This window comes from Liquorilactobacillus nagelii DSM 13675 (assembly GCF_019444005.1).
In the GTDB taxonomy this organism is placed as follows: Bacteria; Bacillota; Bacilli; order Lactobacillales; family Lactobacillaceae; genus Liquorilactobacillus; species Liquorilactobacillus nagelii.
In genome coordinates this window covers 1,900,749-1,916,364 of record NZ_CP049304.1, presented here as the reverse complement: position 1 = coordinate 1,916,364, position 15,616 = coordinate 1,900,749, and the positions used below count along the sequence as shown (strand labels likewise).

At 37.4% G+C, this 15,616-nt stretch carries 16 protein-coding genes; 10 read left to right on the top strand and 6 right to left on the bottom strand.

Annotation, left to right across the window (positions count from 1 at the left end; translation table 11 throughout):
- Window positions 1-141: 141 nt before the first annotated feature.
- The gene (locus G6O73_RS09685; protein ID WP_057886526.1) at window positions 142-1,545 is read right to left on the bottom strand and encodes an NAD-dependent succinate-semialdehyde dehydrogenase; all 1,404 of its coding nucleotides are present in this window, start codon (window positions 1,543-1,545) and stop codon (window positions 142-144) included.
- A 143-nt stretch (window positions 1,546-1,688) separates the two neighbouring features.
- Here G6O73_RS09685 and G6O73_RS09680 point away from each other — a divergent pair, with 143 nt between their 5' ends.
- The 5 genes from G6O73_RS09680 (at window position 1,689) to G6O73_RS09660 (ending at window position 6,613) form a co-directional block, all read left to right on the top strand.
- Complete coding sequence (locus tag G6O73_RS09680; protein ID WP_057886527.1) at window positions 1,689-2,549, top strand: fructosamine kinase family protein; 861 nt, start codon at window positions 1,689-1,691, stop codon at window positions 2,547-2,549.
- Between the two features lie 301 nt (window positions 2,550-2,850).
- On the top strand, window positions 2,851-4,053 hold the full coding sequence (locus G6O73_RS09675) for a glycosyltransferase (protein WP_057886528.1): 1,203 nt from the start codon (window positions 2,851-2,853) through the stop codon (window positions 4,051-4,053).
- A complete protein-coding gene (locus G6O73_RS09670) occupies window positions 4,020-4,268 on the top strand; it encodes a hypothetical protein (protein ID WP_057886529.1) in 249 nt (82 codons plus the stop codon). Before G6O73_RS09675 ends, G6O73_RS09670 begins: the two co-directional genes overlap by 34 nt.
- Before the next feature lie 9 nt (window positions 4,269-4,277).
- Window positions 4,278-5,174: a polysaccharide deacetylase family protein gene (locus tag G6O73_RS09665; RefSeq protein WP_057886530.1), complete on the top strand. Its 897-nt coding sequence runs from the start codon at window positions 4,278-4,280 to the stop codon at window positions 5,172-5,174.
- Window positions 5,162-6,613 (top strand): DUF3329 domain-containing protein, encoded by a 1,452-nt coding sequence (locus G6O73_RS09660; RefSeq protein ID WP_057886531.1) that lies wholly within the window; start codon window positions 5,162-5,164, stop codon window positions 6,611-6,613. Before G6O73_RS09665 ends, G6O73_RS09660 begins: the two co-directional genes overlap by 13 nt.
- Window positions 6,614-6,778: 165 nt before the next feature.
- Here the strand turns inward: G6O73_RS09660 and G6O73_RS09655 are convergent, their stop codons facing one another.
- The 5 genes from G6O73_RS09655 to G6O73_RS09635 all read right to left on the bottom strand — a co-directional run bounded on the left by G6O73_RS09655 (window position 6,779) and on the right by G6O73_RS09635 (window position 11,307).
- A complete protein-coding gene (locus tag G6O73_RS09655; protein WP_057886532.1) occupies window positions 6,779-7,486 on the bottom strand; it encodes a LutC/YkgG family protein in 708 nt (235 codons plus the stop codon).
- Window positions 7,479-8,972, bottom strand: coding sequence for a LutB/LldF family L-lactate oxidation iron-sulfur protein (locus tag G6O73_RS09650; RefSeq protein WP_057886533.1), 1,494 nt, complete (start codon window positions 8,970-8,972; stop codon window positions 7,479-7,481). The genes G6O73_RS09655 and G6O73_RS09650 overlap by 8 nt, the downstream gene beginning before the upstream one ends.
- Before the next feature lie 12 nt (window positions 8,973-8,984).
- Complete coding sequence (locus tag G6O73_RS09645; RefSeq protein WP_057886534.1) at window positions 8,985-9,752, bottom strand: (Fe-S)-binding protein; 768 nt, start codon at window positions 9,750-9,752, stop codon at window positions 8,985-8,987.
- 235 nt (window positions 9,753-9,987) lie between these two features.
- Window positions 9,988-10,467, bottom strand: a complete 480-nt coding sequence (locus G6O73_RS09640) for a Dps family protein (protein WP_057886662.1) — start codon at window positions 10,465-10,467, stop codon at window positions 9,988-9,990.
- Window positions 10,468-10,752: 285 nt separating this feature from the next.
- Window positions 10,753-11,307 carry an NADPH-dependent FMN reductase gene (locus G6O73_RS09635; RefSeq protein WP_057886535.1) on the bottom strand — a complete coding sequence of 185 codons (555 nt, stop codon included), beginning with the start codon at window positions 11,305-11,307 and terminating at the stop codon, window positions 10,753-10,755.
- Between the two features lie 334 nt (window positions 11,308-11,641).
- Between G6O73_RS09635 and G6O73_RS09630 the strand changes: the two genes are divergently transcribed.
- The 5 genes from G6O73_RS09630 to G6O73_RS09610 all read left to right on the top strand — a co-directional run bounded on the left by G6O73_RS09630 (window position 11,642) and on the right by G6O73_RS09610 (window position 15,609).
- Window positions 11,642-12,697, top strand: a complete 1,056-nt coding sequence (locus tag G6O73_RS09630) for an LLM class flavin-dependent oxidoreductase (protein ID WP_057886536.1) — start codon at window positions 11,642-11,644, stop codon at window positions 12,695-12,697.
- Between the two features lies 1 nt (window position 12,698).
- Complete coding sequence (locus G6O73_RS09625; RefSeq protein WP_057886537.1) at window positions 12,699-13,346, top strand: NADPH-dependent F420 reductase; 648 nt, start codon at window positions 12,699-12,701, stop codon at window positions 13,344-13,346.
- 166 nt (window positions 13,347-13,512) lie between these two features.
- Entirely contained in the window at window positions 13,513-14,193 is a 681-nt protein-coding gene (locus tag G6O73_RS09620) for a VIT1/CCC1 transporter family protein (RefSeq protein WP_057886538.1), read from the top strand.
- Between the two features lie 5 nt (window positions 14,194-14,198).
- Complete coding sequence (locus G6O73_RS09615) at window positions 14,199-14,915, top strand: VIT1/CCC1 transporter family protein (protein WP_057886539.1); 717 nt, start codon at window positions 14,199-14,201, stop codon at window positions 14,913-14,915.
- Between the two features lie 88 nt (window positions 14,916-15,003).
- Window positions 15,004-15,609, top strand: a complete 606-nt coding sequence (locus G6O73_RS09610; RefSeq protein WP_057886540.1) for a nitroreductase family protein — start codon at window positions 15,004-15,006, stop codon at window positions 15,607-15,609.
- Window positions 15,610-15,616: the final 7 nt, after the last annotated feature.

The window sequence follows — 15,616 nt, the reverse complement described above, 5'->3', positions numbered from 1 at the left end:
ATCCCCAATCAATTAGATATTGTTATTATATGCTTCAAATTGATTAGCTACCAAGATTTTGTTTAAAAAAGTTCAAGCAAGAAAAAAACAGCATTGCAATTACGACTTGCAATGCTGTTTTTCAATTGATAATTTTTAGTTTTAGAATAAACCACCATTCACATTTTCAAAGTCAGGGTGATCATTAGTTACAATCAGCTTTTCATTGACGAAAGCTTTCAAACCAATGCTGCTCATTTCACGGCCGTAGCCAGAACGCTTGATGCCGCCAAATGGCAATTCTGGTAAGGTATATAATGGACTATTAACGAAAACCATACCGGTTTCGATTTGTTCAGCAACTTTTTTACCATGAGCTGCATCGCCGCTAAAGACAATTCCACCTAAACCATAATGAGAATCGTTGGCTAATTCAATCGCAGCTGACTCGGAGCTTACACGGTAAACTTGAGCAACTGGACCAAACATTTCTTGATAGAAAGCTGGATTATCATGTTTAATATCAGTTAAAATTGTTGGTTGGAAAAATTGGCCGGACAAATTAATTGGTTGATTGCCAAAATAAACTTTAGCACCAGCAGTAACTGCATCATCAACTTGTTTTTGCAGAGTCTGTTTTGCCTTAGCTGAAGATAATGGTGCCAAAGTTGTTTTTTCATCTAATGGATCGCCGGGTTTTAATTTAGCAAACTCAGCGGCTAAGCGTTTCAAGAATTCATCATATAAATTATCAGCAACGATAAAACGTTTGGAAGAAGTGCAAACTTGTCCAGCGTTATAAGCTCGTGCCCGTGCTGCTGTCTTGATAACTTGGTCAAGGTCAGCATCACCTAAGACGACAAAAGCATCGCTGCCACCTAATTCCATTGAAGATTTTTTCAAGTATTTACCAGCTGCTTGAGCAACTGAGCTACCACCACGTTCAGAACCGGTTAAAGCCACACCTTGAATCCGTGGATCAGCGATAACTTGGTCAACTTGATCATGACTTAAGAATAGGTTGGTTAAACTGCCATCAGGAGCGCCAGCTTCTTTAATAATTTTTTCAAACTCAACGGCTGAAGTTGGAGTGTTGGAAGAATGTTTCAATACCATTGGATTACCAATCATAAAGTTCGGTGCAAAGACTCGCATGATTTGGTAATAAGGAAAGTTCCATGGTTCAACCATCATCAAAACACCAACGGCCTCATTAACAACTTGAGCATTGCCGGCTGAAGTTTTGATCGTTGTTGGCTGTAAGCCGGTCTCACTGTGGTCAGCAAAATAATCGGCAATCAAAGCACAAAGTTCAACTTCTCCACGAGCTTCACCAATTAATTTACCCATTTCAACAGTTAAGACCTTGGCTAATTCTTCACTTTTTTGCCGCATTAAATCAGCAATTTCATGAAGCTTAGTCTGACGTGAACTGACAGGTTCTTTTTTCCACTGATGATAAAGTTTGTCTCCTAGAGCTAAAGCATTTGAAATTTCAGCATCGGTAGCGTTAGGATATTCTTTGATTAATTCATTATTATATGGATTAATTGTTTTGTATGCCATAAAAATTTGTTCCTCCTTAACTGGTCCGCACATAGTATTTAATTGGTACGCACTTATTATATATCCGTAACTTTTTTAATTGCAATTGATTAGTTTGAATTTAATGAAATAAATAGTAGTTTCATCAAAAAGGAAGCGATCTCATGGATGGAAAATGGTTAAGCAAATTACCAATTAAAAAAATAGTCTCCTGTCAGCGAGTAGGTGGGGGCGATGTTAATCAGGCATATCGGCTAACTACTAGTAGTAAGGATTATTTTTTATTAGTTCAACCACAGCAACCACAAAGTTTCTATCAAGGTGAAATAGCCGGTTTGCGAGATTTTCAACAAGCTGGAATTTTAGCACCGCGCGTCTTGGCTAGCGGGAGAATTCAAGGGGATGCTTATTTATTGTTGGACTTTTTAGCAACCCAGCGAACTGGTAATCAATTTCAACTAGGTGAATTAGTGGCTAAACTTCATCAAACCCTAAGTCCTAATGGTAAATTTGGGTATGATTACCCGTATGTCGGAACGAGTATATCTTTTGATAATTCTTGGACAGCAAGTTGGATTGAACTTTTTGTTCAGCGACGGTTAGATAAGTTGGCATGGCAATTGGAGCATGATCGGTTGTGGGGTAATCCAGAAGAGCAGTTGTATAACGTGGCACGAAAAATAATCATGACCACTTTAGAGCAGCATCAATCTCAGCCGGTTTTACTGCATGGTGATCTTTGGGCAGGAAATTTTGTTTTCTTAACAGATGGTCGGCCAGCATTAATTGATCCAGCTGCTTTATACGGAGATCGCGAATTTGACTTAGGAGTATCAACTGTTTTTGGCGGCTTTACAAATGAGTTTTATACTGGATATCAACAAGTATTGCCATTGAATTCAGGATATCACCAGCGGTTGGATTTTTATCAATTGTACTATTTAATGGTTCATTTGAATAAATTTGGCAGCAGTTATGCTGCAAGTGTCCAGCGATTATTGCAAAAAATTTGTTCATATAACTGATTAGAAAAATTGAAGAGCTTTACTAAATAATTGCTGAAAAAGATTAATATTTTCAGCGATTTTTTTGTGGAAATAAATACTTTATTAAATGTGGGTAATATGTTAAACTTTTTTCGAAGGCAGTTTTAAGTTACAAAAGTATCTTAAAACGGTTATTACTAATGAGTAATTAAAATAATCGTAACTAAATGAGCTTTTGATTGTTGCTTTTGTTAGCGAACTGTTTGCTTATCAATTTTTTTAAATGTTTTCTATTTAAAAAGAATAATAAATGACGCTTTGTATAAAAGGGGTGAGATTGATGATTGGGATTTTTGAACTTTATTATCCGATATTTATGTCCTTTGTTTGGATATTGGGTTCAAGCTATTTAGCATTGAGGAAAGAAAAAAATATTCAGAAAGAAAAACTTCTTGCTGAACCAGCTGTTGATGTTTTTATGGCATGTCATAACGAAGAACAATTATTGTATCAGTCAGTTAAGTCTCTTTGTCAGCAAAACTATAAAAATTTTCGAATTGTGTTAGTCGATGACGGTAGTGATGATCAGACCTTCAAACAGATGGTATTAGCCAAGCGTGATTTTAACCAGCAAATTGAATTAATCAAGTTAACTGTCAATCAAGGAAAGGCACATGCGTTGAATATGGCATTGAAAGCCAGCACAGCAGAATTTATCTTATGTGTCGATGCGGATTCAATCCTTGAAAAGGGGGCTTTGCGTCGTTTGGTTACGGGAATTCAAGGCAAAGCTGATTTGGCAGCTGTAACTGGCCGGCCAATGGTGCTGAATAAAACTAAACTGATTGCTAAATTACAGTTTATCGAATATTTTTTTAATATTGATTGTATAAAACGAGCGCAATATTTTTTTTGTGGATTAATCCTTACCGTTTCTGGAGTCTTAACACTTTATCGAACTGAGGCACTTAGAGGGATTGGTGGTTGGAATGAACAAGCTTTAACCGAGGACATAGCTGCTACTTGGAAATTGTACGATTCAGAATATCGTTGCGGTTATATTCCAGAAGCATTGTGTTATATCCGAGTTTCTGAGACGGTTAAAGGTTTTTTTAGACAACGTATTCGTTGGGCACGTGGTGGATTAGAAGTCTGGCAAAGTCATATTTTAAAATTACCATTTTTATCGGCTAGTAAAAGATGGCTGTTGCTAGATATGACCTTAAGCTATCTATGGATTTTTTTGGTGTCTCTATCATTATTAAGTCTAGTTTTTGATTATCAACTATTGCATAACTTAAATTTGCGGCTTGATACATTTTGTGCTTATTACTTGGTAACATTGCTGTTTTATTTGACAGCTAACTTAATTAATAAACACAGTCTAGCGGGTCAACATTGGGAGTTGATCGGGATAATTCCAATCTATTTTTTCTTTTATTGGTTAAACAATATTGTATCAACAGTAGCTGCATTTTATCATCTTTTTGATCGAAAGGAGCGAGCTTCATGGGAAAGTTCAGATCGTGGGAAACTGCGTTAAAATTTTTGGGTTATCTTATTTTGGCGCTTACACCAATCATGTTATTTGGCTTGTTGAGTTTGTTTTTGTTGCATGTTCATAATGAAACCTTTGTTGACCAATATATAATTTTTAATTGTAATTGGGGAAATTTAGTTCAGACAATCAAGGGAATAGGTTTGATTATCATTGCCATTAATTTTTTAGCAGTTATTAACCGAACGATAGTCGGGTAAAAAAAGTCCATGAAAAACATTAAAAAAAGTTGGCATTTAGTTTATATATTGATTTTTATCATTGCCGTATTGATCAGTGTTCGATTGGCTTACGCACAAAAAATTGCTGAAAATGAAAGTAAAAGAGAAATTTCAACTGGAAAATTGGCAAAAAGCCAAGAAAAACGTAATGGAATTCAAATTTTGTGTTATCACCGAGTAATTAAGAGTAACTGGTTAACGACTGTTACTAAAGGACTCTCTAATAATAATCAGATTCATGAATATAGTGTAACGTTACCAACATTTAAACACCAGCTGGCAACTTTAAAAAAACATCATGTCAGGATTATTTCAATGAAAACAGCTGAAAAAATGCTTAAAACTAATAAAAAGTTTTCGCACCAATATGTTGTCATCACTTTTGATGATTGTGATCAAACAGTTTTTGAAAATGCAATTCCATATTTGGAAAAAGAGCAGCTGCCGTATACTTTATTTATTATTACCGGACAAACTAATCAATATAATCGTGGCAGTCAGATGGAAGATTGGCCAGAAATTAAGGCACTCAAGAAAAAATCGAAATTAGTCACTTTTGGATTACATACTAATAATCTGCACTATTTAGTAGAAAATAAGCCAGCTTTGATGCTGCCAGAAAATTACCAAGCTTTTAAAAAGGATTTGCGAACAGCTCAGAAAAAATTTTGTACTGAATTAAATTTAAAGTCTAATTTGTACGCTTATCCTTATGGGGAAGCAACAAATCGTATTCAAAAGTACTTAAAAAAGCATGGGTATCTTACATTTTCGCTGGATACCGGAATTATCGATGATGATCCGGCTACTAAGCAAGGAGCTCTTCCACGAATTATGGTCACTGATAAAGCTTGGAAACAAGGAGTTCTAAAATGGTTAAAGTAAGGTTATTTAAAACTGTAAAAATTATACTGCTGTGGTTGATTTGTTTATTAACTGGCTATTTTTTTTATCACTTGAATAAATTAATTGGTTTTATCGGCGATGATTTTCTTTATCACTTTCAATACAATGGTGAGTGGCCAGCAACACAGCTTAAAAGTATTCACAATATTTGGGATTTGTTAGTGTCGGTTGTAGTGCATACCCAAACTTGGAATGGTCGTTTTGTTGGTGATTTTTTCATTCAGGCATTAATGCAGTTTCCAAAAATAGTTTTTAATTTTGCTAATAGTCTAGTTTTTATTGTCGTTGGATTACTAATCAATCTATTTGTGGTAAGAAAATTTACGGAAATTTCCTCATTATCATTGTTGTTAACTTACCTTTTGCTGGGATTATTAATTCCAGACTTTGGTCATACGATGTTTTGGATGTCAGGTGCATGTAATTATCTTTGGATGACACCAATTTATCTGGCTTTTCTATGGCCCTTTCGCTGGAACATTAAAGAACATCAGCTCCAGATGCCGCGATTTTTTACAGCTTTGATGATTTTCTTAGGCTTTTTATCAGGTGCTACTAATGAAAATATTGGTCCGGTTGTGGTAATTTTGGCTTATGTAAGTTATCTAGCAAACGATTTAAATCACCGGCAAAGTTATAAGTATTGGGGCCTTTTAGCAGCAATTTTAGGCATGCTAATCATGCTGTTGAACAATAGTGGTGAAGCATTGAATCAAAAAGGTCACTCCTTTCAATTTTTAAATATCTTGTGGAAGACGATTAATTATAGTGGTTATTTATTAGGTTTAATCGCTATTTTATTTTTAATTAGCGGTTATTTGATAAAAAAGCATCAATTTTCATTTAAAACTAATGATTTACTGTTAACTAGCCTATTGGCTTTTGGTGCAGCTGGACTTTCAGTTGGGGCTCTCGTATTATCACCACAATTACCAGGCAGAACTTGGTATGGCGCTACAATTTTTGGAATAATTTGTGTGGTAACGCTGCTGGCATTTTTACGGGAGTATTTGCCCAAATTGACACTGACAGTAATTATTGGATTGAATCTGGTTTGCTTGGCAGTGACAGTTCCAGGATACTTAAAATTGACGAATGAATTTTTAGCCGCTGCTGATAGTTTTAAAACGGAAATTGAGATTATCGAGGCTAACCCCCATAAAGTGGTAAAAGTTCCTGGAATTAAAGGCGTTGTAACAGAGTATAATCCCTATAAGGGAACAGCCTACCTAGAGAGCGGCAACCGACCTAATGAACACTGGGAAAATGCTTGGATGGCGAAATATTATCACAGTGAAGGTGTTATTTTAGATTTGACAGTACCGGTTAAACATTTCAAAAGAGATCCACTGGACCAGCTGGCAGAAAATTTTGTTAAGAAGGGATGGTCAGCATTTAATCTTTTATTGGTTAAGTAAATGCTGTAAGATGATCCTTCTTGGTTAATAAACGCGGCAAGGTGTAAAAAAAAGTAATTAGTTTAATTGTTACACAAAAAGAGCAAGCTAAGTTTTCAATTAGCTTGCTCTTTTTGGAGGTATTCATTAATTTCACAACTTGTCTTATGTGTTTAATTAATTAAATTACAAATCTTCAACAACAACGTAGGTCATATCTAATGGCCCATGAACACCAACAACTAGCACCATTTCAATATCACCAGAGTTAGATGGACCCGTAATTAAATTGATATTGGATGTTGATAGTTCACCATTTTTTATTTTTTCTTCATAATAAACCATCGCTTGACGACTACGTGGAACAATTCGACTCTTAGGAATAATGCTGAGATAATGTGTTGGCAAAAAGTGAAACGCCCGTCCCTGACCAGGAACGGTGGCAACAGCAATCGTTCCTGATTCAGCTAAAAGAAAATCGGCAAAACCAATTGCGCCATCAGCATTTTGGGCCCGTTGGATATTGATCTGGCGGTCAGCACCGGGCTCCCAATAATTAGTATGTTCTGTAGTTCGTTGTTGCTGCCAGTCGGTTAATCCGAATTGCTGCCAAAGATTGGTAGTTGGCAGAATCAAATGTTGGATGTTTTTATGCTGCAAATAACTATTAATCATATTGGTCAATTCTGCTTTAGTAGTTGTCCGAAAATCAACGTGAACTTCTTCGCTACTTTGACGAGCAATTTCTAACAGTTGATCTTGTGTCTTGCCGGAGAGTGTTGACTCGGGCAGATTATTTAAAGGCTTGAATGGATGATTAACCAGTTGGTGACGTGGCCGATTAGCATGAGTAGCAATGTTATTTAAGAAAGCTTCGCGATTGGCCTTATCCATTGTTATGTTCCTCCTTTACCTGAGCTTCTTTAGCAGCTTGATGCTTTTTATACCAGCTGCGGAAATTTTCAGAACTTTTAGCTGGTCGTGGTAAAGAACGAACATCCGTCCACCCTTTTGCTAAGCTTGGAGCCCATTCAATATGACCAAAATTGAAGAAGTTATCAACGGATGTTTGGCTCTTTTTGGCTAAAGGTGCTGAACCGAGATAAGCACCTTTTAAGGCGATGTTAAAGACGATTGGAGCAGCCGTTGCAACACCGGCCCCTTTGAGCAAAACATTATTAAAACTATGGTCAAGTTTCATTTTATCCATCATAACTTCTCGGTGCTTGATTAGTAGTTTATGCAACGGAATTTTTACCGGGCAGGTGTCAGTACAAGCAGCGTTTAAACTGCAAGCAAACGGCAAATCTTTGAATTTTTCGTAGCCACCTAAAATTGGTGATAAAACAGCTCCGATTGGCCCGGGATAAATTGAACCATAGCCATGGCCGCCAATATGTCGATAAACAGGGCAGACATTTAGACAAGAACCACAACGAATACATTGAAGAGCTGGCTCAAAGTCGGTTCCCAAGGCTTTAGAACGCCCATTATCTAAGATGACAACGTAGAAATCTTTGGGACCATCACTTTCATCGGCTGTTTGTGGGCCGGCAAAAGTACAATAACTAGTGAGTTTTTGACCTACTGCACTACGCGAAAGCATGTTATCCATAACTTCGGCTTCTTTTAGACTAGGGACAATTCGTTCCATTCCCATTACGACAACTTGAGTGTCAGGGATGGCCATGGTTAAGTCAGCATTTCCCTCATTAGTAACTAAATTAATCATGCCCTGATCGGCAATTGCAAAGTTGCAGCCGGTAATGCCTAAGTCTGCCTCTAAGAAGGATTGTCGTAAGTAATGACGAGCAAATTTGGCCATTTCCCCCGGTTCATTGCTTCCCTTATAACCAAGTTTTTGAAAAATTTTTTGAATTTGATCACGATTTTTATGCAAGGTTGGAAAAACAATATGTGTCGGTTCATCCCAATTATCCTCTTCAAGGATAAATTCTGCTAAGTCAGTTTCTAAGACTGAAGTATCTGGTAACTTTAGTAATTCTTTATCCAAATTAATTTCAGTTGTAACCATCGATTTGGATTTAACAATTTTGTGAGCTTTTTTTTGCTGGGCAATTTTTTTAATGTAGTCAACAGCTTCTTTGTCTGTTTGAGCAAAAAAAACATGGCCGCCGCGTTTTTCGACATTGTCGCTGAATTCTTCCAGATAGTCTGGCAAGTACTTAATGACGTGTTGGCGAATTTGTTCACCTAAATTGCGCCAATCTTCCCAATGCCCAAGTTCTTTGCGTGAAGCTGGCCGCTTTTCCCATTGCGCATCTTGCGCTTTAGCGACTGACTTTTGCATGAACTTGTCATCTTCTGATTCTTTAATTCTAGTTAAGAATGGTTCATTACTGGTTGAAAGTGTTGCCATTTTGCTGCCTCCTTAGACATTTGCCGGTTGATCAGCTAAGCGAATTCGAGCTGGGTCAACGTTATGATTTAATACTTCAGCAATATGCATAATTTTGATTTTTTCATTTCGACGGCTGAAACGACCGGCAATATTCATCAAGCAGGAAGGGTCAGCGCTAATTAAAACTGAGGCCTGGGTACTGAGGATATCGTTAACTTTTTCATCGACCATTTGTCGAGAAATTTGGGGTTCTTTAACCGAGAAAGTGCCACCAAAACCGCAACAGTTTTCCGCTCGCGGTAAAGGAACCATTTGCAGATTTTTGACATTAGCTAGTAGTTCATAAGGGGCTTCTCGTTCTCGTAACAGGCGGGTCATGTGGCAGGAACGGTGATAAGTTGCTACAGCATCTAATTGAGCACCAGCATTGCGAACACCTAATACGCGATAGAGAAATTGCGAAAATTCATATGTTTTGTCAGCCATTGCTGCCGCTTTATCAGCATATTTTGGATCATCTTTGAGCAAGTTTTTATACTCGCGCAACATAGCCACACAAGATCCTGCTGGTCCTACAATATAGTCAGCATCAGCACTCATTAAAGCATCAACCTCATTATGGAAAACTTTCTGGGTTTCTTTGTGGTAGCCGCTATTATATGTAGGCTGGCCGCAACAGATTTGTTTGTTAGGGAAGCTGGTTTCACAACCAAATCTCTCAAGCACTTCAACCATCGCTTGCCCCACATTAGGGAACATTAAGTCCACAATACAGGTTGAAAAAATTGCAACTTTCATTACAGACACCTCCAGGGAAATAATTGTCCGCTGAACGCAATTGGCATGGCGGACTTTACTTATAAAATAGTTCTTAGAAAAGAATAATTCAAAGTTATTATAGCGCAATCTGTGCTAAATTAGAACGCTTAAAACTTTTTGTGAGCCGTTCAATAAGACAATTATTTAGCCATTGATTATGTACAACTAAAAAGGCCGGACAAATGTTTTTGTCACAGCCTTTTACTGAAAAATGTTAATTTTCTAATGGTGCACGATCGAGATAAGCGCTAATCATCCAAATAATTTTATCTAAGTCACTCTTGTAGCCATTCAAAATATCTTGCGTCGGGAAATCTTTTTCTTCATCGGTAATTTTAATCCCTTGTTGATACTGATCGCGTAAATATTTGAATTGATCCAATAAGCGTTCCATCAACTCGGGCAGCTTATATTGCCCCCAAGTGATTTTTTCATCAGGTAATTTTGTATGTTCAATAAATTCATGGGTAGTTGATAACGGCGAACCACCTAGGGCAATAATACGTTCAGCAATAGTATCTAATTGTTCTGCTAATTGATCATTATAATCATCCATTAGAGGATGGAGGTGGAAGAATTCAGGTCCGCGCATGTACCAATGAGTTTGTTGAATGTTGACCTGAAGCTGGCTTAAATCAGCTACCAGCTGATTAAGGTGTTGCAAAGTAACTGGAAAGTTATATTCTTTTTTCATCATTTAACGAAACCTCCTTCTTTATTAATTGTACGTGACAGGCGATTTTTCTTCAATTAAAGCGCTTGTAATTTTGTAAATTAGTTGGTGTAGTTAGGAAAACCAACTGTTAATGATTTTTGTGGATTGAAAATACAATTATTACGGCCGATAATGTAATAAGAAAGTTTTTTGGAATTTTAAAACAACATTAATAATTTGTTAATTCATATAAAAAAATGGGCAACTCACAATTAGTTCTGTGAATTGCCCGTTTTTTAGTTAAGAGGGTGTGATGCCACTAATTTATGCTAATTTATTAATAAATTCGGCGAAAGTTTGCATTGCGCCACCTAAGAATTTTAAAGTGCCTTCGTTTGTAATCTTCAAATTGTCATCTAAGATATTTGTGACATTACCGATATACAACTCGGGTTGTTGAATTGTTGGCATGTTTAAGAAAACTAATGACTGACGCAGGTGATGGTTAGCGCCAAAGCCACTAATGGCACCAGGCGAAACACTCAAGATAATTGCTGGTTTTTGATCCCAGATACTTTCACCATAAGGACGAGATCCAACATCCAAAGCGTTTTTCAAAGCTCCCGGAACAGAACGGTTATATTCTGGGGTTGCAAAAATAACTGCATCGACATTTTTCATTTCATTACGAAAATCTGTCCAGCTCTGTGGTGCACGATTCTCATCATCCAAGTCCTGATTATAAAGATCCAATTTGCTAATATCGATTGGTTTAACAGTAAAGCCATCTGGTAATTGTGCGGCCATCTGTTCAGCTACTGCCCGAGTAAATGAATTCTTTCTAAGACTCCCAACGATTAATCCAACGGTTTTTGTCATTGAAAACGTCACTCCTTATTATTTGTAAGTTAATTTCTATGTTTCAACTATAACACTTGTTACAAAAAAAGCAACATTTTTGCTCAAAAAAACTCTGCAGTCCTTGGGGGAGTGGCTGCAGAGAAAAAGGGAGTAGAGAAAGATATGAATTTAAGTCTTGGCTTGTTTTTGTTTTTCAAGACTATGGTTATAATATAGCCTGACTTTTTGAAGAAAGTGTGAATAAAATTTTATGGTTGAATGACTTTTTAAAAAATCATTGTAAGTATTTTTTTTGACAAAAGCACTAATCTTCAAGTATATTTTGCTTATTAAAAATAAGCTAGGAGAAAAAATGACAAAACAAAATTTTGACCCTTCTAAAGTTGTTTTTGGGCTTGATTCTTTCGGTGATATTCCATTATCAGTTTCTGATCAACCGCTCTCACAAGCTGCGGCAATTCGTCAAGTGGTTGCTGAGGGGATTTTGGCTGATGAGTTGGGCTTGAAGGTCATCGCCTTAGGAGAACATCATCGAGCAGATTATGCAATTTCCAGTCCAGATATCGTTTTGGCTGCATTAGCAGCTAAGACTAAGCAAATAACATTAGCTTCAGGAGTTACAGTTTTAAGTTCAGATGATCCAGTTCGTGTCTATGAACGATTTGCAACTTTAGCGGCATTATCAAATAATCGAGCTGAAGTTGTTTTGGGACGTGGTTCATTTCTTGAATCTTTTCCATTGTATGGCTACGACTTACGTGATTATGATTTATTATTTGAAGATAAGTTGAGTCTATTTGCTGAATTATTAAAAGAAGAACGAGTGACTTGGTCTGGTAAAACTCGCCCTTCCTTAGAAGACATGGAAGTTTTTCCAAAAACAGAAAAGGGTTTGCCAGTCCGAATAGCAGTTGGCGGAACACCTGCGTCAGTAGTTCGAACAGCTAAATATGGTTTTCCATTAACCTTGGCAATCATTGGTGGTCGAGCTGAACGCTTTTTGCCATATATTGAACTTTATCGTAAGGCAGCTAACCAATATCAAAAACCACTTCAACCACTAGCAGTTCATTCTCATAGCTTAATAGCAGCTACCGATGAGCAAGCACGCGAATTAGCTTGGAAATATTTACGGGCAAGTTTTGTCAAGCTAGGAAATGAACGTGGTTGGGCACCAATGACTCAAGAACAATTTAACTTTGAAATCAAAGAGGGGTCATTTTATGTTGGGTCACCGGAAACTGTTGCCCAACGGTTAGCAAGGACGATTAAAAAGTTAGGAATCAGCCGCTTTGAGTTAGCTTATGGCGCTGGTGGTCTACCTGTTCCTCAACGAATGAAGCTAATTGAATTATACGCTCACCAAGTTGTTCCACGAGTGCGTGAGATTCTAGCAGAGGAGGAATAAAATGAAGCTCGGAATTATCGGGGCTGGGAAGTTGGGGATGGTTTTAGGTCAATTAGCCCAACAAGCGGGTTATCAAGTTTTAATTGCTGGTTCAGGTGATCCGAGTAGAATTGAATTGATCGTCGCAACACTTTTACCACAAGCCCAGTCCTTAACAAGTACTGCCGTTGCTCAACAGGCGGATTTAGTGATATTAGCTTTGCCATTGCACCGGTATCGAATGTTAGCTGCCGCTGATTTTGCTGACAAAATTGTTATTGATGCCACGAACTATTGGGAGCCGACCGATGGACCGGCAGCCGATTTATTGATATCCGGGACTTCTAGCAGCGAAATGATCCAGCAGCAGTTGAAAAGCAGTCAAGTAATTAAGGCTTTTAATCATATCGGGTATCATAATTTATTAGACTTGGCTGCGCCAGTTGGAAGCTCAGGCCGAAAATCAGTTGCCTTAGCTGGTGATCAGCTTGCTGCTAAAAATCAAGTTGCTACTATTATCAATCAAATGGGATTTGATCCGCTTGATATTGGACCCTTAGCAGCTGGAAAATTATTGGAACCGGGTAGTCCAGCCTTTGGTGCCAGTGTTTCTCGTACTAAACTACAGTTTTTAATTCAAAAATACGCTGTCGACAGCAAAACAGATTAGTAAGATTTGGAGTATGAAGATTTCTTTAGTTTTGTTTTGGCATTGGTGGGCAAACACTCAGATTTTTCGAATCGGGGTGTTTTTTTGTTTCCTGGTTTACTTTTCTAACTTACAAGAATATAATAATTACTAGATTATAAATATTCTAAACTAGGGGAGAAAAGCCATGCAGCAAAAAAAATCTTTGGCCCAAAAGGTCAACATCATGCGTGCTGCGGTTATGGGCGCAAATGATGGCATCCTATCAGTTGCTGGAATCGTTATTGGCGTAGCAGGAGCAAATGCTAGCAGTTATGGTGTTTTTATTTCAGGAATTGCTGGAATGTTAGCTGGAACTGTTTCAATGGCGATGGGCGAGTATGTTTCTGTCAATACACAAAAAGATGCTCAAAAAAGAGCAGTTATTGAACAAAAGTCGGCCTTAAGCCTTGATTATCAAGGAGAATTTAATTATGTTAAAAAGCGTTATTTAGAACAAGGAATTAAAGAAGAATTAGCTGAAAAAGCCACTCGAGAAATGATGGAACACGCTCCATTAGTTACGACTGTTCGCGAACATTATGGGTTTAATCCGCAAGAATTTACTAGTCCGTATGCTGCAGCATTTGCTTCAATGATTTCGTTTCCTCTAGGTTCAATTTTACCCTTAGTGGGAATCTTAGTTTTTTCTCCAGCCACACGAATTGCAGCCACTTTTTTGGCAGTTATTTTGGCACTAACAATTACTGGGTACGGAGCAGCCGTTTTAGGCGGAGCAGATCCGAAACATGGTATTTTGCGTAACGTCTTATCTGGAATGTTGACTATGGTGGTTACGTATGCAATTGGGACATTGATTGGAAGGTGAAAAAGATGGAATCTACACAAAAAAGAGTTATTCCATTTAAAGGGAGAAAAAAGACGCAAGCTACAATGGAGGAAAAGCTAAATACTTTACGAGCTGGAGTTTTGGGCTCAAATGATGGTATTTTGACAGTTGTTGGTGTTTTGTTCAGTGTGGCCGTTGCAACGACCAACCAATTTACGATTTTTATTGCAGGTCTAGCAGATTTATTAGCTTGTGCATTTTCAATGGCATCTGGAGAGTATGCTTCAGTTAGCACACAAAAAGATACGGAAAAAGCAGCTGTTGCAACTGAACGTCAATTATTAAAAACTAACTATGAACAAGAACTGGTGGCAGTAGCTGCTTATTATGAAGAAAAAGGAGTCACTAAAGCTACGGCTATCGAAATAGCAACGGATTTGATGAGCAAAAAGCCGCTAGAAACAGTAATTAATGTCAAATATGGATTAAAGTTGGATCGTTACATGAATCCATGGAGTGCGGCTTTTTCATCATTATTTTCAGCGGCAGCTGGTGGAATTTTTCCTTTAGCAGCGATGACTTTATCACCAGTAGCATTTCAGTGGCCAGCTACGATTTTAGCAGTTTGCTTATCAGTTTCATTAACTGGCTATTTAAGTGCGCGTTTAGGCGACGGACTGGTGAAAGTGGCAATTTATCGTAACTTAATTGTGGGTATTGTGACAATGATTATTCATTATAGCGTTGGGATCTTACTTTAAAATTTACTAAAGTTGGTTGACATACTTACAAAATGTCTGTAAAATAATCGCTATATTAAATAACGATTATTAAGGAGTCGATTTTGAAATGAGTCAACCATTTTTAGATTTATTAAAAAAACGCCGAACTATTTATGGTCTAGGTCGAAATGTCACGGTAAACAAAACTGAATTAACAGCTTTGATTAAAGAAGCTGTTCGTCAATCACCAACGGCTTTTAATAACCAGTCAACTCGTGCGATTATTGTATATGGTGCAGCTTCTGAAAAAGTTTGGAACATTGTTGCTGATCGATTAAAGACGGAAGTACCAAATGAGGAAGCTTATACTAAAACTAAACAAAAAATTGCAACTTTTAAAGCGGGCTTCGGGACTGTTTTGTTATTCACAGATCAGCCAACAGTTAAGGATCATGAGGAAAAGTTCACTTTATATGCTGATAATTTCCAAGATTGGTCAGAGCAAGGGCTTGGTGGTGCACAGCAAAATATTTGGTTAGCTTTAGCTGCCAATGGTTTGGGTGCAAGTTTGCAGCACTATAATCCATTGATTGATGATCAAATTCGGCAAGCTTTTGATGTTCCAACTGGCTGGGTATTGCGTGCAGAGATGCCATTTGGTTCGATTGAAGCTCCTGCTGGAGAAAAGCAATTTTTAGCTGATGATCAACGTTTCAAAGTTTTTGATAATTAATGCTTAA